Origin of the sequence: Gallaecimonas sp. GXIMD4217, assembly GCF_038087665.1 — a bacterium.
In the GTDB taxonomy this organism is placed as follows: Bacteria; Pseudomonadota; Gammaproteobacteria; order Enterobacterales; family Gallaecimonadaceae; genus Gallaecimonas.
The window spans coordinates 313,090-332,412 of the sequence record NZ_CP149925.1; the positions used below are offsets into that span (position 1 = coordinate 313,090).

At 62.9% G+C, this 19,323-nt stretch carries 20 protein-coding genes and 1 other RNA gene; 12 read left to right on the forward strand and 9 right to left on the reverse strand.

The genetic code is table 11. The features are described 5' to 3' along the window. Genes WDB71_RS01615 through WDB71_RS01625 form a run of 3 tightly spaced genes read right to left on the reverse strand, consistent with a single transcriptional unit; the run spans window position 1 to window position 2,739 of the window. Window positions 1-588, reverse strand: a complete 588-nt coding sequence (locus WDB71_RS01615; RefSeq protein ID WP_341502908.1) for a phosphoheptose isomerase — start codon at window positions 586-588, stop codon at window positions 1-3. A gap of 8 nt (window positions 589-596) precedes the next feature. Next, window positions 597-968 (reverse strand): YraN family protein, encoded by a 372-nt coding sequence (locus WDB71_RS01620; RefSeq protein WP_341502909.1) that lies wholly within the window; start codon window positions 966-968, stop codon window positions 597-599. After that, window positions 925-2,739, reverse strand: coding sequence for a penicillin-binding protein activator (locus WDB71_RS01625; protein ID WP_341502910.1), 1,815 nt, complete (start codon window positions 2,737-2,739; stop codon window positions 925-927). The genes WDB71_RS01620 and WDB71_RS01625 overlap by 44 nt, the downstream gene beginning before the upstream one ends. Window positions 2,740-2,819: 80 nt before the next feature. Between WDB71_RS01625 and rsmI the strand changes: the two genes are divergently transcribed. Both rsmI and rnpB read left to right on the forward strand, forming a co-directional pair. Further along, window positions 2,820-3,656: a 16S rRNA (cytidine(1402)-2'-O)-methyltransferase gene (rsmI, locus tag WDB71_RS01630; RefSeq protein WP_341502911.1), complete on the forward strand. Its 837-nt coding sequence runs from the start codon at window positions 2,820-2,822 to the stop codon at window positions 3,654-3,656. Between the two features lie 25 nt (window positions 3,657-3,681). Then, window positions 3,682-4,043, forward strand: an RNA gene (gene rnpB / locus WDB71_RS01635) — RNase P RNA component class A. Window positions 4,044-4,199: 156 nt separating this feature from the next. On the opposite strand, the gene WDB71_RS01640 is transcribed toward rnpB, so the two are convergent. The 6 genes from WDB71_RS01640 to WDB71_RS01665 form a co-directional block, all read right to left on the reverse strand. Then, window positions 4,200-5,114, reverse strand: a complete 915-nt coding sequence (locus WDB71_RS01640) for an aminoglycoside phosphotransferase family protein (protein ID WP_341502912.1) — start codon at window positions 5,112-5,114, stop codon at window positions 4,200-4,202. Beyond that, a complete protein-coding gene (locus tag WDB71_RS01645; protein ID WP_341502913.1) occupies window positions 5,095-6,246 on the reverse strand; it encodes a low temperature requirement protein A in 1,152 nt (383 codons plus the stop codon). The genes WDB71_RS01640 and WDB71_RS01645 overlap by 20 nt, the downstream gene beginning before the upstream one ends. A 10-nt stretch (window positions 6,247-6,256) precedes the next feature. Then, window positions 6,257-6,814 carry a carboxymuconolactone decarboxylase family protein gene (locus tag WDB71_RS01650; protein WP_341502914.1) on the reverse strand — a complete coding sequence of 186 codons (558 nt, stop codon included), beginning with the start codon at window positions 6,812-6,814 and terminating at the stop codon, window positions 6,257-6,259. 73 nt (window positions 6,815-6,887) lie between these two features. Beyond that, entirely contained in the window at window positions 6,888-7,235 is a 348-nt protein-coding gene (locus WDB71_RS01655) for a hypothetical protein (RefSeq protein ID WP_341502915.1), read from the reverse strand. A 32-nt stretch (window positions 7,236-7,267) separates the two neighbouring features. Next, a complete protein-coding gene (locus WDB71_RS01660; protein WP_341502916.1) occupies window positions 7,268-7,816 on the reverse strand; it encodes a redoxin domain-containing protein in 549 nt (182 codons plus the stop codon). 9 nt (window positions 7,817-7,825) lie between these two features. Continuing rightward, complete coding sequence (locus WDB71_RS01665; RefSeq protein WP_341502917.1) at window positions 7,826-8,407, reverse strand: NAD(P)H-dependent oxidoreductase; 582 nt, start codon at window positions 8,405-8,407, stop codon at window positions 7,826-7,828. 128 nt (window positions 8,408-8,535) lie between these two features. Between WDB71_RS01665 and WDB71_RS01670 the strand changes: the two genes are divergently transcribed. From WDB71_RS01670 to ftsW, 10 genes are all read left to right on the forward strand, one after another. Next, window positions 8,536-8,898 carry a helix-turn-helix domain-containing protein gene (locus WDB71_RS01670; protein ID WP_341502918.1) on the forward strand — a complete coding sequence of 121 codons (363 nt, stop codon included), beginning with the start codon at window positions 8,536-8,538 and terminating at the stop codon, window positions 8,896-8,898. A 511-nt stretch (window positions 8,899-9,409) separates the two neighbouring features. Next, window positions 9,410-9,865, forward strand: coding sequence for a division/cell wall cluster transcriptional repressor MraZ (mraZ, locus tag WDB71_RS01675; RefSeq protein WP_341502919.1), 456 nt, complete (start codon window positions 9,410-9,412; stop codon window positions 9,863-9,865). Further along, entirely contained in the window at window positions 9,862-10,815 is a 954-nt protein-coding gene (rsmH, locus tag WDB71_RS01680; protein WP_341502920.1) for a 16S rRNA (cytosine(1402)-N(4))-methyltransferase RsmH, read from the forward strand. The genes mraZ and rsmH overlap by 4 nt, the downstream gene beginning before the upstream one ends. A gap of 25 nt (window positions 10,816-10,840) precedes the next feature. Then, window positions 10,841-11,122, forward strand: a complete 282-nt coding sequence (gene ftsL / locus WDB71_RS01685) for a cell division protein FtsL (RefSeq protein ID WP_341502921.1) — start codon at window positions 10,841-10,843, stop codon at window positions 11,120-11,122. Continuing rightward, window positions 11,119-12,861: a penicillin-binding transpeptidase domain-containing protein gene (locus WDB71_RS01690; protein ID WP_341502922.1), complete on the forward strand. Its 1,743-nt coding sequence runs from the start codon at window positions 11,119-11,121 to the stop codon at window positions 12,859-12,861. The genes ftsL and WDB71_RS01690 overlap by 4 nt, the downstream gene beginning before the upstream one ends. Beyond that, a complete protein-coding gene (locus WDB71_RS01695) occupies window positions 12,854-14,332 on the forward strand; it encodes a UDP-N-acetylmuramoyl-L-alanyl-D-glutamate--2,6-diaminopimelate ligase (protein ID WP_341502923.1) in 1,479 nt (492 codons plus the stop codon). Before WDB71_RS01690 ends, WDB71_RS01695 begins: the two co-directional genes overlap by 8 nt. Then, the gene (gene murF / locus WDB71_RS01700; RefSeq protein WP_341502924.1) at window positions 14,326-15,711 is read left to right on the forward strand and encodes a UDP-N-acetylmuramoyl-tripeptide--D-alanyl-D-alanine ligase; all 1,386 of its coding nucleotides are present in this window, start codon (window positions 14,326-14,328) and stop codon (window positions 15,709-15,711) included. Before WDB71_RS01695 ends, murF begins: the two co-directional genes overlap by 7 nt. Further along, window positions 15,705-16,787 (forward strand): phospho-N-acetylmuramoyl-pentapeptide-transferase, encoded by a 1,083-nt coding sequence (mraY, locus tag WDB71_RS01705; protein WP_341502925.1) that lies wholly within the window; start codon window positions 15,705-15,707, stop codon window positions 16,785-16,787. Before murF ends, mraY begins: the two co-directional genes overlap by 7 nt. Then, window positions 16,787-18,064: a UDP-N-acetylmuramoyl-L-alanine--D-glutamate ligase gene (gene murD, locus WDB71_RS01710; RefSeq protein ID WP_341502926.1), complete on the forward strand. Its 1,278-nt coding sequence runs from the start codon at window positions 16,787-16,789 to the stop codon at window positions 18,062-18,064. Before mraY ends, murD begins: the two co-directional genes overlap by 1 nt. Further along, window positions 18,061-19,230, forward strand: a complete 1,170-nt coding sequence (gene ftsW, locus WDB71_RS01715) for a cell division protein FtsW (RefSeq protein ID WP_341502927.1) — start codon at window positions 18,061-18,063, stop codon at window positions 19,228-19,230. The genes murD and ftsW overlap by 4 nt, the downstream gene beginning before the upstream one ends. Window positions 19,231-19,323: the final 93 nt, after the last annotated feature.

Sequence of the window (19,323 nt, forward strand, 5' to 3'; positions counted from 1 at the left end):
TCATCCCTCCTGAGGAAACAAGGCGTTGTCGATGAGATCGCCCAGGCAGTGCAGCACCAGCAGGTGCACCTCCTGGATGCGGGCGGTGCGGTAGCCGGGCACGCGGATCTCGGCATCGTTGGGGCCCAGCAGGCCGGCCATTTCGCCGCCATCCATGCCGGTCAGCGCCACTATGGTCATGTCCCGGGTCAGGGCAGCCTCCATGGCCTTGATGACGTTGCGGGAGTTGCCCGAGGTGGAGATGGCCAGCAGCACGTCGCCGGACTGGCCCAGGGCCCTGACCTGCTTGCAGAAGATCTCCGCGAAGTGGTCGTCGTTGGCCACGGCGGTCAGGGTCGACACCTCGGCGCCCAGGGCCAGGGCCGGCAGGCTGGGCCGCTCGGCTTCGAACCTGTGGGTGAGGGCGGTGGCGAAATGCTGGGCATGGAGGGCCGAGCCGCCGTTGCCGCACAGCAGGATCTTGTTGCCGCCCAGCAGGCAGTGCACCAGCATCAGCGCGGCCCGCTCTATGGCTTCCGGCAGCGCCTCGCTGGCGGCGATCTTGGTTTGAATGCTCTCGGTAAAGCTGTCCTTGATACGGTCCAGCATGCTGTCTCCTAAAGGCTGGCGGCGAAGGCGGAGCGGATCCAGTCCGGCTCTTCGCTGCCGTCAAAGCAAATCACATCAAAGCGGCAGGGGCTGTCCCACAGGTTGAGCCCCCTGGCCGACAGGTAGCGGCTGGCCGCCTTGAGCAGCCGTTGTTGCTGGGCCCGGCTCAGGGCGCCGGCAGCCCCCCCGAAGGCCTTGTCCCGCCGGTACTTGACCTCGATGAAGACCCAGCAGTCGCCGTCCTTCATGACCAGATCCAGCTCGCCGCCCTTGAAGCGGACGTTGCTGGCCACCGGGATCAGGCCCTGCTGCTGCAGCCAGGCCTGGGCCCGGCGCTCATAGTGACGGCCCTTGGCCGTCTTGCTGAGGGGGAACCACATGTTCTTCCAGGCGGATCTGGCTGGGGCCGATCCGCATCCAGTTCAGGCGGCGGTGCACTATGCCGTTTTCGTCGATGTGCAGCCGGCCCGACACCCCTTCGATGGGCGTGCCGCCCAGCAGGCGCAGGCTGGCCAGGCGGGGCAGGATGCGGGCGGCATCATAGCCCAGGGCGAACAGCCGCTCCAGCTCCTTGGGCCACTGGGGATGCTCCCTTTCCAGGCTCTGGCGCAGGGTCAGGGCCGGGCCGTGCTCGGCACTCAGCAGCGGCAACTCGGAATAGCTGAGGCCGCGCAGATCCCGCATGGCCGCCTGGTCGTTGATGACCGGCTGGCTGCGGGAGGAGGTGAACAGCGGCAGGGGCTCGGCGAAGGGGCTGATGCTGACGTCGATGAAGGGCTTGATCAGCCCCACCTCGCGGCCGGAGGCGACCAGGTAGACGAAGTCCAGATCCCGGCGGCTGCGGGCCTCGGCTTCCAGCTCCCGGCCCAGCAGGGACTGCATCTGGCGAATGCGTGCCTGGGAATCGGGCAGGTGCAGGGCCTGGCGGATGGCGTCCTGGAGTCGATCGCTGTTGGGCAGCATCACCACTTCCACCGGCTCCTGGTGGCCGTAGCTGCGCCAGCGCTGGATAAAGGCCTGCACCTGGCGCTGGTTGACAGGGCTGTCCAGGCCCAGCAGCAGCGGCGCCTTGGCGCCCATGGCCACGGCCTTCTCGGCGGCCTGCTCGGCTTCGTCTTCCGGGGCCAGGGCGAAGAAATAGCTGTCGGCCTGGCCGGGCCTGAACACCCGGTTCAGGGCCAGCCAGGGCACCTGCACCTGGCCTTCCCGCTGCAGTCGGGTGACATTGGCTCTCAGCAGCGGGCCTATCAGCAGCTCGGCGCCTTCGCTCTGGGCCTGTTGCCAGGCCGCCAGCACGTCCTGGCTGCTGTCATAGATGCGCAGCTGGTAGGGGGCACCGCTGTCCAGGTAGGCGGACACCAGGCCGTCGCGAATGGCCTGGCCCTGGGCCGCGTAGCTGCCGGTCAGCGGCAGCAGTACCGCCACGCTGGTGGGCTGGTAATCCTGGACCTGGGTCAGCAGCGCCAGGGGCTTGGGCAGGAAGCGGGCCGGCAGGGCCAGGGGGTTCTGCTGCTGCCAGGCCTCGATGGCTTCCTGCAGGGCGGGGCCGCGCAGGCGCTGGGCCAGCTCATGGAGTTGTTGCCAGTCGTGCCATTCGGGGCCCAGCTCGGCCACGTCCACCTGACCCAGGCCCTGCCAGATCCTGTCCACCAGGCGGGCCTTTTCCACCGGATCCCGCACCTGCTCGGCCAGGGCCTTGAGCTGGGGCAGCAGGGCGGCGTTGTCGCCTTCCAGCTCGGCGATGCGGCTGAGCAGGCGCAGGCGCTGCTCGGCAAAGGCCCTGGGCATGGACCTGTCCAGCAGGGCCAGGGCAGCGCCCATGTCCCTGTCCTGGATGGCCAGGCGGGCCGACAACAGATCCAGGGCGGCCCGGCCGGCCGGTGACTGCAGCTTGCCGGCCAGGAATCGCGCCACGTGGGCGGCCTGGTCCCAGTCGCCGGCCTGGGCATAGGCGCGGCCGGCCTGGAGCTGCCACAGCAGCTGGCTTTCGCCTTCCGCGGTCTTGGCCTTTTCCAGGTAACTGGCGGGCCTGTCGACCACGGGAGCGGCCAGGCGCTGGCTCCAGTCGACCTGCCGTCCCGGTCCGGCACAGCTGCTCAATAACATAGCCGACGCCAGCAGCAGGGCGGCTCGTGCTAGAATCCTTGCCATTTGCGATCACTGTCTTCGCTTTCAACTGGCCCTAGTGTATTCGACGGGCAGTGGCGAAACAAACCAAGGAGCCCCGCTAGATGGCTGATATTCATGGTGTCCTGTACATAGTGCCAACGCCCCTGGGCAACCTGGGCGACATCACCCAGCGTGCCCTGGATACCCTGGCGTCCGTCGACCTGATCGCCGCCGAGGATACCCGCCATACCGGCCAGCTGCTGCACCACTTCCAGATCAAGACCCCCACCTTCGCCCTGCACGACCACAATGAGAAACAGAAGGCGGGCCTGCTGATCGGCAAGCTCCAGGCCGGCCAGAGCATCGCCCTGGTCAGCGACGCCGGTACGCCGCTCATCTCCGACCCCGGCTATGCCCTGGTCAACCAGTGCCGGGAGGCGGGCATCCAGGTGGTGCCGCTGCCCGGGCCCTGCGCCGCCATCACCGCCCTGTCCGCCGCCGGCCTGCCCACCGACAGATTCGCCTTCGAAGGCTTCCTGCCGGCCAAGGCCGGGGCCCGTCACGACCAGCTGGCCGCCCTGGCCGGCGAGCCCCGCACCCTGGTGTTCTACGAGTCGCCCCGGCGCATCCTCGATACCCTGGCCGCCATCCTTGAGGTGATGGGACAGGACCGCCACGTGGTGCTGGCCCGGGAGCTGACCAAGACCTTCGAGACCATCCACGGCGATCGGGTCGCCGCCCTCATCGACTGGCTTCGCGAGGACGACAACCGCCAGAAGGGCGAAATGGTGCTGATGGTGGCGCCGGCCCCCAAGGACGACAGCCTGCCGGCCGAGGCGATCGCCTTGTTCGAGGCCCTGGTCGAGGAGCTGCCCCGCAAGAAGGCGGCGGCCCTGGTTGCCGACGCCTTCGGGGTCAAAAAGAACCAGCTTTACAAACTGGGACTGGAGCAGGACTGAGCACGGCGCTATACTGCGCCTCCGCGGAGTCGGCCGGACGGTCGCTGCTCGCTTAGGCGAGGGGAGGAAAGTCCGGGCTCCATAGGGCAGGGTGCCAGGTAACACCTGGGGGGCGCGAGCCTACGACCAGTGCAACAGAGAGCAGACCGCCGATGGCCCGTTGCTTGCAACGGCGCACAGGTAAGGGTGAAAGGGTGCGGTAAGAGCGCACCGCGCGGCTGGCAACAGTTCGCGGCACGGTAAACTCCACCCGGAGCAAGACCAAATAGGCCCCCTGAGGCGTGGCCCGCGCTGGGGGCGGGTAGGTTGCTTGAGCCTGCGAGCGATCGCAGGCCTAGACGAATGGCCGTTCAACGACAGAACCCGGCTTACAGGCCGGCTCCGCGGACCTATTTCATTGCAGGAAGCCACCGAAGGGTGGTTTTTTGTTTTTAGGTGCAGCGTCAGCCTGGAGGGCCATCCATATCAGTGTCCCTAGGATCACCTCGATGCGGAATGGTTCAAGGATTCGGGAAACAACGTCCTTTTCTTGTCATACTCCACCTAAATCATGTCGAGCAGCTGCTCTGTTTCTTCAAAAAATTGCTCGCTTTTACTCGTTACAAGACCAAAGCGTAAGAGAAACAAGTGATCAGTAAAGAGTCGGTATAGACTCCAGCAACATACGCGCAGTGGCAGCGTGGTTTTACTGGCGCCGTCACCTGCATAGAGTTTGACAACCTGCTGCTGAATAGAACGGTCGATGACCGGGCCATTCCCGTGCCAATTTATCAAGACTAAATCAAACGCGGGATCGCCAAAATGAGCCCGCTCCCAGTCAATCAACTTCAGACCCTGTACCGGATGTGTAATGATATTGCCCGGATGCAGATCGCCATGCACCAGCGAGAAGTGTGAAATGTCGGTAAAGGCCGCTTGATGTGCGTTTAATATGTTCGTCACCCGGGCTTTAATGTCGAGCAGTCTGGGATCTTCAGCTTCTTGGCGGCGACAAAAATAGCGCCAGGCTTGCTCCAGTGTATTTGCCGGGTTAAGTATGGTTGCCTTAGGTTTGAGCAGATTGCCCCCGTATTGCGAATTTACTTGGTGGACTGTGCTTAGTACCTGTGCAAGTTCGGTTAACAAAGTCTCACTCCAAGCGGTGTCTGTGCGCCCGGCAATGTATTTTATCAACAGGCCGTCGCGTTCACCCTGGCCTTTGTCAAATAGGTTGTCTATGCCCAGGCTTGTATTGCGGACAAGGGAATAGGCGTGGGCCTCCTTCGCAAGCCCGTTTTTTATATACCCCTTCGCCAGCTTCAGTACCCAGCGCTCTTTATTGCTTAAGGTAACAAGGAAGTTGTCGTTGGTTACCCCTGCCAAGAGGGGGGTGATGTTGGACACCTGGGGTTTTGAAGCAGTTGCTGTCAGGTACTTTTCCAGCAGCCTGCATACCCGCTTAGTTGGCATGTGCGGCATGGTCTTCCATATAGTCATCGACCGAAACGCTCAAGATGCGCTTGTGAGTCAGATACACGTACACCATGATGGCCACCATCATTCCAACCAATGACCACTGAATGCTCGGCAGCTGGGTACTTATCACGGTCAATGCGATACAAACCAAGGTGTTGCCAATAATGGCTTTCCTCCAGGGCGGGAAGGCATACCAGTAGGGTATCTGCTTGCCGAGGTAAAAAAACACCAGGCCGGTGATTGCCAGCAAGCCATAGGTCGATTGATCTAAGTCTGACAAAATCGCATGGCGTATCAAGTTTGCGAGCAACAGCAAGCCCATGCACAAAAGCAAGTGGCTGTAGATAAAGGCATTAGCAGTTTTTATCCGTGCTGCTTTTTCAAGCATATGGAAGCTGTCAAAATATACCCACCAAATGGCCCCGATCAGTGCAAAGCCAGCAATGGCGCCTATGACGGTGGTGACTTGCCAATTCACATCAGAGAGTGAAGCAACCATGGCAATTATCGACTCACCGAGAATAATAATCGCCAATAGGCCGGAGCGCTCCACCAGGTGTGCCCGATCGACCGGCACATTGGCGGTTTTATGGCGCAGCGACACCTGCCAGATCATGTCGATGAGCACGCCTGCGTAAAACACGGCAAATTTGGCGACACCCTCAAGCAGCAGGCTGCCTAACGAGATCAGTGAGCCTATGCCAATTGAAAGTGCCATGTCCCTTGCAAACACCACCTGCTCGCCCTTGGTAGAATGTACGTGCAGGTAGCCGGCCATCAAAATAGCTCTGATCACACAGTACAGCACAACAAAGAGTGCAAAATCCTCACCGAGGCTGGTTTGAGCAAAGGTCGAAAGCACGATAAGCAACCCCATGATGGTTAGGCTGATCAACCTGTGCTCGCGGCTGTCGGTATCAAAGCGGTTGGCATACAGGGTATGTGTCATCCAGATCCACCAAACCGGGATAAACACCAAGGGAAAGCGGAGCAGCTGCTCAACACTGATGTGGCCGTGGTGGGTGTGGGCAAGATCATGGGTAATAACACCGATAACGGCCACGAACACCAGGTCGAAAAACAGCTCCAACCAGGTCGCGTGGCGGTTATGGGATTGATACAGGGTTGAGAACATGGCTGCCCCCTTACCGTAATGACGGATGTGTCCAGCTAAAGGGCTTCATTGGCTCGTCTACTTCGGTGTGTGCCAGAGCGTTGGTAAAGTTGGAGATCAGCTTTGCCGCTAAACCGGTCAGCACTTCCAGTGCCTGGCGCTTTGTATAGCCGGCGGATAAAAAGGCATTAAGTTTTTCATCGCCGATATGGCCACGGTTATCCAGCAGGGCCTTGGTGAAATCGTGAAGAGCCTGCAACTTGGTATCGGGCAGTTGCGTTCCTTCTCTGAGAGCCTCTATCACCTCATCGGGCATTTTCGCGGCTTTCATCACCCAGGTATGACCTGGAACGCAGTAGTGGCAGTTGTTTTCAAAGTTGGCGGTCATAAAGACTACCTGTTGCTCTACCGGTGACAGGGTACTCGCTTGCATGAACGATGAGAAAGTCTCGTTATACGCCTTGTAAGTGATCGGCGCTTCCGCCAGTACCTTATGTAAATTAGGCAGCATGCCGAAGCTGGCCAGGGACTCTTGCATCAAGGGCTTGGATTCTTCAGGGGCGGTATCCGTTTCATAATAGGTAAACATGTTTTCACCTCTGTCGTTTATGGACTTTCATTGATGGCTTGTGTGACGGTTGTTTTCATTGAGGCAGGGCACCTTATTTACGCTCAACTATGATGGCGGTAATGGTGGTCTCACCCAGGTTAAAAACCTGGTGCTCCCATTGGTCGTGCCACATGGTGTAGCCATCGGGGATCTCCAGCTCAAGCTGCTCGTTGTCGGCTGTTTTGATACGGGCCTTGCCGCCGCGCTCAAAATACACGGTCTCAGCATTGTGCTTGTGCCAGTTGTCATGCTCACCCGGGTGTAAGGTCATGCGTAAGACCAGTACCTGCTCGTTTTCCAGCAAGACCTCGTATTTATCGGGCGAGGCAAGGTGCGCGTGTTCGGCCTCTTTGCTAAGGGCATAAGATGAGCACAGCAAGGTACTCACCAGGCCCAGCATGACTCGTCTTCCTGTGCTCATAACTTGTCTCCTTATTTATGCATGCCGCGGATCGGGTAGTTATTGCCCGGGTCGCGGATCCAGCCGAGGCCGCTAACCAGTGCCGAGAGCTCCGGCCTGACAAAGGGGTTATTTGAAATATCCATCACCTGAATTCTGCCTTCGGCATTGACGACAAAAAGTGCCGGCTCTGCAAAGGGGTGATCCGTTTCCTGTGGTGAACGGGGATCTGAAATATACACACCCAGTTCTTTCATCTGCTCCAGGGTCAGGCCATAGGCGAGGGGGAAGGAAATGTCCAGCTGGGCCAGGTGCTCCTGCAGCTGTGCTTTGCTGTCGCCGGATACCGCAATAATATCGACACCGGTGTTAAGCAATTCTGCCTTAAACTGCTCCAGGTTATTAAGGTAACGCGTGCACAGGGGGCAGTGGCGGCCCCGGTAAACAACAACCAGTTGCCAGTCGGCCCCGTTTGCCGGTTTGCCGAGCACTGCCTGCTCTCCGTTCAAAAGTGTTGCTGATATCTTCGGAAACACACTGCCCGGATGCAGTTTGTTGGTGTATATCAGTTCGTTAGGCATAACGGCTCCTTAAAAGTGGCTGTTCAGGTGCTTTTCAAAGCGCGCGAAGTCATTATCGATATCGGCATTTTTCATCACATCAAAACAAGCGAAGGTCGGCATCGCCTTCATGCCAAAGAACTTGAAGTTCATGTGCATGGGGAAGAGCAAATCGTCAACACTCTTGCCATCGAAAAACTCGCTTGCATCGTCGAACGATTCCGCCGGGGCATTGAAGGTCAGTGACATCATGTACTTGGTGCCTGTCAGGGTGCCGCCTCTGCCGTAGTTGGCCTTAGGGTTATCTTGGTGGCGACCATCACCGTTACACAGGACGCCGCCCATGCCCGCGGTGTAAATTTCATCCATATACTTTTTGAATGACCAAGGCACACCCATCCAGTTAATCGGTGTTTGCAGAAGAACAACATCTGCCCACCGATGATTTTCCAGCTCTTTCTCTACGTCGAATGCCTGCTCCATGGTTACGACGCGGGTTTGATAGCCTTTAGCCTCCAGGTGGGTAATGGCTTTATCGACCAGAGCCGCGTTAAGCTTGCCCTCAGAGAACGGGTAGTACTGGTGTGCATTGATAATTAGAACGTTTTTCATAGATATCACTCCGCGAGTTGAGCTTTACCAAGGTATTCATTCCGAACAATGTGGTTTATAATAGTAACCTGTGGCCCGCAATCAACTAGTATACTTTTGGTTACCTGCGGGCGAACGGAGGTGTTATCTTGAAAAGCGTTGTGAAAACAGACAGTAAGGGGCGAAAAAAAGTTTTGAATGCCTGTATGGAGCCTTGCGCCATTGAGAAAGGAATGAGGCTGATCGGGGGTAAGTGGACAGGCTCGATTATCTATCACCTCAAGGATGAGCCAGTAAGATTCAATGACTTAACAAGGATGCTGGGCGGTGCCAGCAAGAAAATAATCGATCAGCGCCTTAAGGAGCTGGAAGCACAGGGCATGGTGTTACGCAAGGTTGTCAATACCCGTCCGATAGCGGTGACCTACGAGCTGACCGAGTTTGGTCGCTCTGCGCTTCACATCTTGGACGAGCTGCGCATCTGGTCTGAATCGAACGATATCTCTGCTTAAACCGGCCTTGTTGATCAATCCATTTCTTAGGCCGACAGACCCCAACCCTGTTGGGGTCTGCAGGGCATTTCATTGACCGGCCTGCCCGAGGCCTGTTGTTCAACGCCGCGTTCCGGGTCATCGCTTCACCAACCTGGCCGATCTTGAGCGCCTTGCATGGCCATGATGGCTGTATTACCGTCCAGGGCGCTTGCGTTCAGATCGCCCTGCTCTGACCCCGTTCCACCTGATTTGTTAATCAGGACCATTCTCTGGGTGGCTTTCTGCTTTTTTGACGCTTGCCTTAACCGACGTTGTCTTTTCAATCTTCGGCAATCGCCACCATCGAAGTGGTCACTTACTCCAAGCCCCTGAATAAAGGCCCTTTTTTACTGTGGTCATGGCCGTGCAGGGCCCGTCGCGGCTGGATTTGGCCTGCCTTGACAAGGATCGAGAGCAGCCCCTAGACTTGGCACTGTGGGAAATTGTGGGGTTTTGTGGTTAATTTTGATTGCCGCAAGGAAGAAAACGCATGTTTCGTGGTGCAAGCGAAGTCAGCCTCGATACCAAGGGGCGCCTGGCGATCCCTCGCCGCTATCGTGACCAGCTGTTGGCCGACTGTGACGGCCAGCTGGTGTGCACCATTGATATCAACCAGCCCTGCCTGCTGCTCTACCCCTTGCCGGAATGGGAAATCATTGAACGCAAACTGAGCCGCCTGTCCTCCATGATCCCGGCCGAACGGCGCCTGCAGCGACTGCTGCTGGGCTATGCCACCGAGCTGGACATGGACAAGCAGGGGCGGATCTTGCTGTCCGGCGTGTTGAGAAGCCACGCCGGCCTCGACAAGAACACCATGCTGGTGGGGCAGCTGAACAAATTCGAGATTTGGTCCGACAGCGCCTGGCAAAGCCAGATCGCCTCGGATCTGGACGCCCTGGGCCAGGAGCCCGGACTCACCGAAGCACTACAGGAATTTTCGCTTTGAACCAACAGGCCGAACACCTCAGCGTCTTGCTGCAAGAATCCATCGATGCCCTGGCCATCAAGCCGGACGGCACCTATATCGATGGCACCTTCGGCCGTGGCGGCCACTCCCGGGCCATCCTCAAGGTGCTTGGCGAGCAGGGCCGCCTGTTCGGCATCGACCGCGACCCCCAGGCCGTGGCCGTGGGCCAGGCCCTGGAGCAGGAAGACCCCAGGTTCACCATGGTTCGGGGGCCCTTCTCCGGCCTGGAAGGCTATGCCGAGCAGCATGAACTGCTGGGCCAGGTGGACGGCATACTGCTGGATCTGGGGGTTTCTTCGCCGCAGCTGGATGATGCCGAGCGGGGCTTCAGCTTCCTGCGCGACGGCCCCCTGGACATGCGCATGGATCCCCACAGCGGCGAAAGCGCCGCCGACTGGCTGAACCGGGCCGACGAGCAGGACATCGCCTGGGTGCTCAAGACCTTCGGCGAGGAGCGCTACAGCCGCCGCATCGCCCGGGCCATAGTGGCGCGCCGCCAGGAGGCGCCCCTGGCCCGTACCGGCGAGCTGGCCGACCTCATCGCCAAGGCCGCCCCCAGCAAGGAAAAGCACAAGCACCCGGCCACCCGCTCCTTCCAGGCCATCCGCATCTATGTGAACAGCGAACTGGACGAGGTGAAGACGGCCCTGGAGGCCGCCCTCAAGGTGCTGGCCCCGGGCGGCCGCCTGGCGGTGATCAGCTTCCACTCCTTGGAAGACCGCCTGGTCAAGCAGTTCATCCGTGCCCAGGAAAAGGGCCCCGAGCTGCCCCCCGGCCTGCCGGTGACAGAGGACCAGATCCGTCGCCACCAGAAGCTCAAGTCCCTGGGCAAGCCCATCTTCCCCAGCGAGGCCGAGACCCAGGCCAACCCCAGGGCCCGCAGCTCGGTGCTGAGGATAGCCATGCGCACGGGGGAGCCCGATGCGTGATCGCCAGCCGAAACTGACCCGGGTTATGGCAGAGGAGTTATGGCAGTCCAAGGGGCTGCTTTTGCTGTTTTTGGCGGTGGTGATTTCCGCCTTCGCCGTGGTCTACCTGGCCCACCACAACAGGCTGCAGACCGCCGAACGGGAACGGCTGCGGGTGGAGCGGGAACAGCTGGATGTGGAATGGCGCAACCTCAACCTCGAGGAGGGCGCCCTGGCCGAACACAGCCGGGTCGAGGAGCTGGCCCGCAAGCAGCTCAACATGACGCGGGCGCTGCCCAATGACGAGAAGGTGATCGCACTGCAATGAGCAGACAGGCGCGCAAACAGACCAAGCCAGGGGTGATCAACTGGCGCCACCTCTTCGCCATCGCGGCGATGGGGCTGGTCTTTTTCGCCTTGATGGCCAGGGCCGCCTACATCCAGGTGGTGGAGCCGGACCGGCTGCGCCAGGAAGGGGATCTGCGCTCGGTACGGGTCACCTCCACCCAGGTGCCCAGGGGCATCATCACCGATCGCCACGGCAAGGAGCTGGCCATCTCGGTGCCGGTGCAGGCGGTCTATGCCGATCCCAAGGTGGTCAACAAGCGCGGCGGACTCAGCGACATGCGCCGCTGGCAGGCCCTGGCCGATGTGCTGGGAGCGGATCGCGACGAGCTGGTGGCCAAGGTCAGCGAGGATCCCAACCGCCGCTTCGTCTACCTGCAGCGGCAGGTGACGCCGGTGATGGCGGACTACATCCGCAAGCTGAAGATCCCCGGGGTCGGCCTCAAGCGCGAATCCAAGCGCTACTATCCCACCGGCGAGGTGGACGCCCACGTCATCGGCTTCACCAACATCGACGACCATGGCCTGGAAGGCATAGAGCGGACCTATGACGAGCTGCTCACCGGCACCAACGGCAAGCGCAAGGTGCGCCGGGACGGCCTGGGCCGGGTGGTCGAATCCCTGGGCCAGCTGCAGGCACCGGAAAAGCCCCAGGACATTACCCTGACTTTGGACCAGCGCATCCAGTCGCTGGCCTACCGTGAGTTGAAAAAGGCCGTGCGCTACTATGAAGCCACCAGCGGCTCCGTTGTGGTCGTCGATGTCCGCAGCGGGGAAGTGTTGGCCATGGCCAATGTGCCCTCCTACAACCCCAACAACAGGGCCAACGTCAAAGCCTACCAGCTCCGTAACCGCGCCATTACCGACACTTTCGAACCCGGTTCGACGGTGAAACCGCTGGCGGTAGTGGGCGCGCTGGAGCATGGTAGCGTCAGCTTCGACGAACGGGTGGACACCAGCCCCGGCTGGATGCGCCTGGGCGGCAGTATCGTCAAGGATCCCCGCAACCGGGGCCGGCTCGATCTGGCCACCATACTGCAGACCTCCTCCAACATGGGCGTGGCCAAGCTGGCCCTGTCCATCAGCAAGGACCAGCTGCTCGGCACCTTCGCCGACTTCGGCTTCGGCTCCGACACCGGCCTGGGCCTGGTGGGCGAGAGCAGCGGCATCTTCCACGATACCCGCAGCCGCTGGTCCGATTTCGAGCTGGCCACCCTGTCCTTCGGCTATGGCCTGTCGGTGACCCCGGTGCAGCTGGCCCGGGCCTACGCCTTGCTGGGCAACAACGGCAAGCGCCGGCCCCTGTCCATCATCAAGAATGGCGTCGAACTGCCCGCCGAGCAGGTCATAGACCCCGAGGTGGCCAACCGGGTGCTGACCATGATGGAAACCGTGATCACCGACGGCTCCGGCAAGAAGGCCGCCGTGGCCGGTTACCGGGTCGCCGGCAAGACCGGCACCAGCCGCAAGGCGGTGGCCGGCGGCTACGGCGACGACTACGTGGCCAGCTTTGCCGGCGTGGCGCCGGTGTCCGATCCCAGGCTGGCCATAGTGGTGATGATCAACGAGCCCGGTGGCGAGCTTTATTACGGCTCCCAGGTGGCGGCGCCGGTATTCTCCGCCGTCATGGGCGGCAGCCTGCAGCTCCTCAACGTGCCGCCGGACGCGGCGACCCCGGAAATGAAGGTGGCCAAGACCACCAAGGAGGACAACCATGGCTGAGCGGAACCTGAAGGCCCTGCTGGCCCCCTGGTGCCAGCTGGATAGCGACATCACCGTCAGCGAACTGGTGCTGGACTCCCGTAAGGCCGGCCCCGGCACCGCCTTCGTGGCCATTCCCGGCCACCGGCTGGACGGCCGCGACTTCATCAATGCCGCCCTCGGGCAGGGGGTCGGCGCCGTGATCAGCGAAGGCGAGGCCGGGGTCATCCACCATGGCGCCGTGCCCGAGGTGCGCATTCCCGACCTGCGCCGGCGGCTGTCGGCCCTGGCGCTGCGCTTTTACGGCGAGCCGGCCCTGAAGGCGGTCGGCGTCACCGGCACCAACGGCAAGACCACCACCAGCCAGCTGCTGGCCCAACTCTGCGAGGCCCAGCAGATCCCCGCCGGCATCATCGGCACCCTGGGCTGGGGGCGCTGGGGCCAACTGACTCCCAGCCTCAACACCACCCCGGACGCCATCGGCGTCGCCGCCACCCTGGCCGAGCTCGACCGCCAGGGCTGCCAGGTGGCGGCCATGGAGGTGTCCTCCCATGCCCTGAGCCAGGGCCGGGTCAGCGCCGTGCCCTTCAGGCTGGCCATCTTCACCAACCTGAGCCGGGATCACCTGGACTACCACGGCACCATGGGCGCCTATGCCGCCGCCAAGGCCCAGCTGCTGGACTGGCCCAGCCTGGATGCGGCCATCATCAACCTGGACGACCCCATAGGCGAGGCCTGGATCCGTGAACGCAAGGGCGACCAGAAGGTGGTGGCCTACAGCCTCGCCCCCATCCCCGCCGAGGTCGCCGAGCACCGCCTGTGGCTTGAGAACATCCGCTTCCACCTGGGCGGCGTCACCGCCGACGTGGCCGGCAGCTATGGCGAGGCGGTGATCACCTCGCCCCTGGTGGGCCGCTTCAATCTCTACAACCTGCTGGCGGCCATGGCCGCCGGCCTGGAGCTGGGCCTGCCCCTGGGCCACCTGGCCGCCGCCGCCTCCACCCTCAGGTCGGTGGACGGGCGCATGCAAACCTTCACCGCCCCCGGCAAGCCCATGGTGGTGGTGGACTACGCCCACACCCCGGACGCCCTGGCCCAGGCCCTGGCCGCGCTCAGGCCCCACTGCCGGGGCCGGCTTTGGTGCCTGTTCGGCTGTGGTGGCGACCGTGATCCGGGCAAGCGCCCGGAAATGGCCGCCGTGGTGGAGCGGCAGGCCGATCAAGGCCTGATCACCGCCGACAACCCCAGAAGCGAGGCGGTTGAGACCATCATTCAGCAAATGTTGGCCGGCTGCCGTTATGGTGAGGCCATGACCGTTGAGCCGGATCGGCGCCTGGCCATCAGGAAGGCCATTGCCGAGGCCGGTCCCGACGACGTGGTGCTCATCGCCGGCAAGGGCCATGAGGATTACCAGGAGATCGCCGGCGAGCGGTTGCCGTTCAGTGACATTGACGAGGTCCAGCTGGCGCTGGCCGAGGGGACAACATGCTGACACTGACCCTGTCCGAGATAGCCCAGGCCCTGGGCGGCACCCTGAGCGGTGACGACAAGTCCATTACCGCCGTCAGCACCGACGGCCGCACCCTCAAGGGGGGCGAGCTGTTCGTGGCCCTGGTGGGGGAACGCTTCGACGCCCACGACTTCATCGACCAGGTGCAAGCCGCCGGCGCCGCCGCCCTGCTGGTGAGCAAAGACGTGGACAGCGCCCTGCCGCAGATCCGGGTTCAGGACACCCGCCTGGCCCTGGGCCTGCTGGGCCAGTACGTGCGTGACCGGGTGGCGCCGACCGTGGCGGCCCTGACCGGCTCCTGCGGCAAGACCACCGTCAAGGAGATGTTGGCCGCCATCCTCGGCCAGCAGGCGCCGGTGCTCTACACCGCCGGTAACTTCAACAACGATATCGGCGTGCCCCTGACCCTGCTGCGCCTGGAGCCGGAGCACCGCTTCGCTGTGATGGAGCTGGGCGCCAACCACGAAGGGGAAATCGCCTACACCGCCGCCCTGGTGCGGCCCAGGGTGGCCCTGGTCAACAACGTGGCAGCCGCCCACCTGGAGGGCTTCGGTACCCTGAGCGGGGTGGCCAGGGCCAAGGGCGAGATCTACGGCGCCCTGGACCGGGACGGTATCGCCGTGGTCAACCTGGACGACGATTTCGCCCAGGACTGGCTGGGCCGGCTGCAGGACCGGGAGGTGCTCACCTTCGGCCAGCGCCCGGATGCCGATATCCGCGCTGAGCAAGTACTCACAAGGGACGACGGCTGCAGCCAATTTAAGCTGGTGCTGAAGCAGCAATCTGTGGCAGTCTCTTTGCCCTTGCCGGGGCGCCACAACGTGGCCAATGCCCTGGCCGCCGCCGCCATGGCCCATGCCCTGGGGGTAACGCCGGCGCTGATCGCCAGCGGCCTGGCCACCGTCAAACCGGTGCCGGGCCGGCTCAATGTGCTGCCCCTGGGTGAGCGCGGCCGCCTTATCGACGACACCTACAACGCCTCTGTGGGGGCCGTGATGGCGGCCATAGATCTGCTGGCCGGCTACGGCGGCCGGCGGGTGCTGGTGCTCGGCGACCTCGGCGAGCTGGGCGAGAAGGCCCGCCATTACCATGCCGAGCTGGGCCGCTATGCCAAGGAAAAGGGCATCGACAACCTGCTGACCCAGGGCGTGCTGAGCCAGGCGGCCAGCGACGCCTTCGGTCTTGGCGCCGGTCACTTCGACGACAAAGAAACCCTGGTCACCAGGCTGGAAGCCCTGCTGGCCGACGAACAACAGCCCATCAGCATCCTGGTCAAGGGTGCCCGCAGCGCGCGGATGGAAGCAGTAGTAGAAAAGGTGGCCGCCGGACCCCTGGCGCGCCCGGAGGTAGTTGCATGTTAGTTTGGCTGGCAGAGTATCTGACCCAGTATGTGTCCGGCTTCAACGTCTTTTCCTATCTGACGTTCAGGTCGATCCTGGCGGTACTCACCTCGCTGCTGCTGTCCGTGTACATGGGCCCGCGCCTGATCAAGCGCCTGCGCCAGTTGCAGATGGGTCAGGTGATCCGCGAGGAGGGGCCCGAGTCGCACCTGTCCAAGTCCGGTACCCCCACCATGGGCGGGGTGATGATCCTGGCCTCGGTGGCCATTTCGACCCTGTTGTGGGCGGATCTGGCCAACAGGTACGTCTGGGTGGTGCTGTTCGTGCTGCTCAGCTACGGCGCCATCGGCTTCGTGGACGACTACCGCAAGGTGGTGCGCAAGGACACCAAGGGCCTGATCGCCCGCTGGAAGTACTTCTGGCAGTCGGTGGTGGCCCTGGGCACCGCCGCCTTCCTGTTCTGGAGCAGCCAATCCCCCAACGAGACCCAGCTGGTGGTGCCCTTCTTCAAGGAGATCATGCCCCAGCTCGGCCTCTGGTATCTGCTGCTGACCTATTTCGTGGTGGTGGGCACCTCCAATGCCGTCAACCTCACCGACGGCCTGGACGGCCTGGCCATCATGCCCACCGTGATGGTGGCCGGCGCCTTCGCCTTCATCGCCTATGTGACCGGCAACGTCAATTTCGCCGACTACCTGCATATCCCCCATGTGCCCCTGGCCTCGGAGCTGGTGATCTTCTGTACCGCCCTGGTGGGGGCGGGCCTTGGCTTCCTGTGGTTCAACACCTATCCGGCCCAGGTGTTCATGGGCGACGTGGGCTCCCTGGCCCTGGGCGGCGCCCTGGGCATAGTCGCGGTGCTGGTGCGCCAGGAATTCCTGCTGGTGATCATGGGCGGCGTCTTCGTCATCGAGACCCTGTCGGTGATCCTGCAGGTGGGCTCCTACAAGCTGCGCGGCCAGCGTATCTTCCGCATGGCGCCCATCCACCACCACTATGAGCTCAAGGGCTGGCCAGAGCCGCGGGTGATCGTCCGCTTCTGGATCATCTCGCTGATCCTGGTGCTGGTCGGCCTGGCAACCCTGAAGGTGCGCTGATGAACAAGACCGCGGTGGTTGGACTGGGTATCAGCGGCGTGGCCACCATCAGGTGGCTGCACGAGCGGGGCACCGAAGTGGTGGCCCTGGATACCCGTGCCCAGCCTCCCGGTCTGGCCGAGCTGCCGGCCGGAGTGCCCTGCCGCTGCGGTCCCCTGGATGAAGAGTTGCTCAAGGACTGCCAACAGATAGTGCTCAGCCCCGGCCTCTCCCTCAAGACCCCGGCCATCGCCGCGGCCATGGCCGCCGGCGTCGAGGTGATAGGGGACGTGGAGCTCTTTGCCCGCCATGCCAGGGCGCCCGTCATCGCCATCACCGGCTCCAACGGCAAGAGCACCGTCACCAGCCTGGTGGGAGAGATGGCCAGGGCCGCCGGCGTCAAGGTGGCCGTGGGCGGCAACATAGGGGTGCCCGTGCTGGCCCTGCCGGAGGACGCAGAGCTCTACGTGCTGGAGCTGTCCAGCTTCCAGCTGGAGACCACCCACAGCCTGCACTGCCGGGCGGCGACGCTTCTGAACCTGAGCCCGGATCACCTGGACCGCTACCAGGGCATGGCCGACTACCGCGACGCCAAGCTGCGTATCTTCAAGGGCTGCGAAACCGCCGTCTACAACAGGGACGATCTGGCCACCAGGCCGCCCCGGGGCGGCACCAGCTTCGGCCTGGACGTGCCGGAAGCGGGCCAGTACGGCATCCGCGATGGCCACCTGGCCAAGGGCGAACGGCTGCTGTTGCCGGTATCCGAGCTCAGGATCCTCGGCCGCCACAACCAGGCCAACACCCTGGCGGCCCTGGCCTTGGGCGAGGCCGCCGGCCTGCCCCTGGACGCCATGCTGGCGGCGCTCAAGGGCTACCAGGGCCTGCCCCACCGCTGCGAGTGGGTGGCCGACAGGGGCGGCGTCACCTGGGTCAATGATTCCAAGGCCACCAACCTGGGCTCCACCGAGGCGGCCCTGGACGGCTTTGCCGGCCACGACGGCCAGATCCTGCTGTTGGCCGGGGGTGACGCCAAGGGGGCCGATCTCAGTCCCCTGGCCGGGCGCCTGGACAAGGTGCGCCGGCTGATCGCCTTCGGCAAGGACGGCGCTGCGCTGGCGGCCCTGACCGACAAGGCCGAGTTGGTGGACTCCCTGGACGCCGCCGTGGCTCTGGCCGCCAGGCTGGCCAAGCCCGGCGATCTGGTGCTGCTGTCGCCGGCCTGCGCCAGCCTGGATCAGTTCAAGAGCTTCGAAGCGCGCGGCCAGCGCTTTCGGGAGCTGGTGGAGGCATTGCCATGATCGCCACCCTGCGTGATCGCTTCTGGCCCGCCGAGCCGGCCCAGGCCCCCCTCTACGACCGGACCCTGCTGGCGGTGATCCTGGGGCTGATGGCCTTCGGCTGGGTGATGATCGCCTCGGCGTCCATGCCCGAGGCCAGCCGCCTGACCGGCAACCCCTTCTACTTCACCCTGCGTGCCGGCATCTTCCTGCTGGGCGCCTTCGTGCTGGCTTTCATCACCCTGCAGACCCCCATGAAGGTATGGTCCACCTACAACGGCTGGCTGTTGCTGGCCGCCCTGGGGCTGTTGATCGCGGTGCTGCTGGTGGGCCACAACGTCAACGGCGCCACCCGCTGGATCCGCCTTGGATTCATGAACCTGCAGGCCGCCGAACCGGCCAAGCTGTTCCTGTTCGCCTACCTGGCCGGTTACCTGGTGCGCCGCCACCAGGAGGTCAGGGAGAACCTCAAGGGCTTTATCAAACCCCTGGGGGTGTTCTTCTTCATGGCCCTGCTGTTGCTGGCCCAGCCCGATCTGGGCACCGTGGTGGTGATGCTGGTGACCACCCTGGGGCTGCTGTTCCTGGCCGGCGCCAAGCTGTGGCAGTTCGCCGCCATGATCGTCGCCGGCCTGGTGGCGCTGGTGGGCCTGGTGGTCACCTCCGAATACCGCATGAAAAGGATCACCGCCTTCATGGATCCCTGGCAGGATCCCTTCGGCACCGGCTACCAGCTGACCCAGTCGCTGATGGCCTTCGGCCGTGGTGGCTGGTTCGGCGAGGGTCTGGGCAACTCCATCCAGAAGATGGAATTCCTGCCCGAGGCCCACACCGATTTCATCGTCGCCGTCATCGCCGAGGAGCTGGGTTTCTTGACGGTGGCGCTGCTGCTGTGCATCTATTTCTGGCTGGTGCTCAGGACCCTGAAGATCGGCCGCCAGGCCATGGAGCAGGAGCGCTTCTTCGAGGGTTTCTTCGCCTATGCCATCGCCATCTGGGTCGCCTTCCAGACCGCGGTCAACGTCGGCGTGGCATCCGGGGCCTTCCCCACCAAGGGCCTGACGTTGCCGCTGGTGAGCCATGGTGGCTCCAGCCTGTGGATCATGACCATTGCCCTGATGGTGGTGGTGCGGATCGATTTCGAGGGGCGCCTGGCTGCGACCCAGGCCAGGGGAGGGCGAGGATGACTGCCATGACAAGCCTGAAGTACCTGCCGTTGGCCCCGGGGCGCCTGGCACCGGCATGCCAGGCCAGGGGAGGACGAGGATGACTGCCATGAC

Bases quoted from the DNA above. Each gene is read 5' to 3' on its own strand.
- WDB71_RS01615 (WP_341502908.1), bottom strand. From the start codon at position 588: ATGCTGGACCGTATCAAGGACAGCTTTACCGAGAGCATTCAAACCAAG.
- WDB71_RS01620 (WP_341502909.1), bottom strand. From the start codon at position 968: ATGTGGTTCCCCCTCAGCAAGACGGCCAAGGGCCGTCACTATGAGCGC.
- WDB71_RS01625 (WP_341502910.1), bottom strand. From the start codon at position 2,739: ATGGCAAGGATTCTAGCACGAGCCGCCCTGCTGCTGGCGTCGGCTATG.
- rsmI (WP_341502911.1), top strand. From the start codon at position 2,820: ATGGCTGATATTCATGGTGTCCTGTACATAGTGCCAACGCCCCTGGGC.
- WDB71_RS01640 (WP_341502912.1), bottom strand. From the start codon at position 5,114: ATGCCGCACATGCCAACTAAGCGGGTATGCAGGCTGCTGGAAAAGTAC.
- WDB71_RS01645 (WP_341502913.1), bottom strand. From the start codon at position 6,246: ATGTTCTCAACCCTGTATCAATCCCATAACCGCCACGCGACCTGGTTG.
- WDB71_RS01650 (WP_341502914.1), bottom strand. From the start codon at position 6,814: ATGTTTACCTATTATGAAACGGATACCGCCCCTGAAGAATCCAAGCCC.
- WDB71_RS01655 (WP_341502915.1), bottom strand. From the start codon at position 7,235: ATGCTGGGCCTGGTGAGTACCTTGCTGTGCTCATCTTATGCCCTTAGC.
- WDB71_RS01660 (WP_341502916.1), bottom strand. From the start codon at position 7,816: ATGCCTAACGAACTGATATACACCAACAAACTGCATCCGGGCAGTGTG.
- WDB71_RS01665 (WP_341502917.1), bottom strand. From the start codon at position 8,407: ATGAAAAACGTTCTAATTATCAATGCACACCAGTACTACCCGTTCTCT.
- mraZ (WP_341502919.1), top strand. From the start codon at position 9,410: ATGTTTCGTGGTGCAAGCGAAGTCAGCCTCGATACCAAGGGGCGCCTG.
- ftsL (WP_341502921.1), top strand. From the start codon at position 10,841: ATGGCAGAGGAGTTATGGCAGTCCAAGGGGCTGCTTTTGCTGTTTTTG.
- WDB71_RS01690 (WP_341502922.1), top strand. From the start codon at position 11,119: ATGAGCAGACAGGCGCGCAAACAGACCAAGCCAGGGGTGATCAACTGG.
- WDB71_RS01695 (WP_341502923.1), top strand. From the start codon at position 12,854: ATGGCTGAGCGGAACCTGAAGGCCCTGCTGGCCCCCTGGTGCCAGCTG.
- murF (WP_341502924.1), top strand. From the start codon at position 14,326: ATGCTGACACTGACCCTGTCCGAGATAGCCCAGGCCCTGGGCGGCACC.
- mraY (WP_341502925.1), top strand. From the start codon at position 15,705: ATGTTAGTTTGGCTGGCAGAGTATCTGACCCAGTATGTGTCCGGCTTC.
- murD (WP_341502926.1), top strand. From the start codon at position 16,787: ATGAACAAGACCGCGGTGGTTGGACTGGGTATCAGCGGCGTGGCCACC.
- ftsW (WP_341502927.1), top strand. From the start codon at position 18,061: ATGATCGCCACCCTGCGTGATCGCTTCTGGCCCGCCGAGCCGGCCCAG.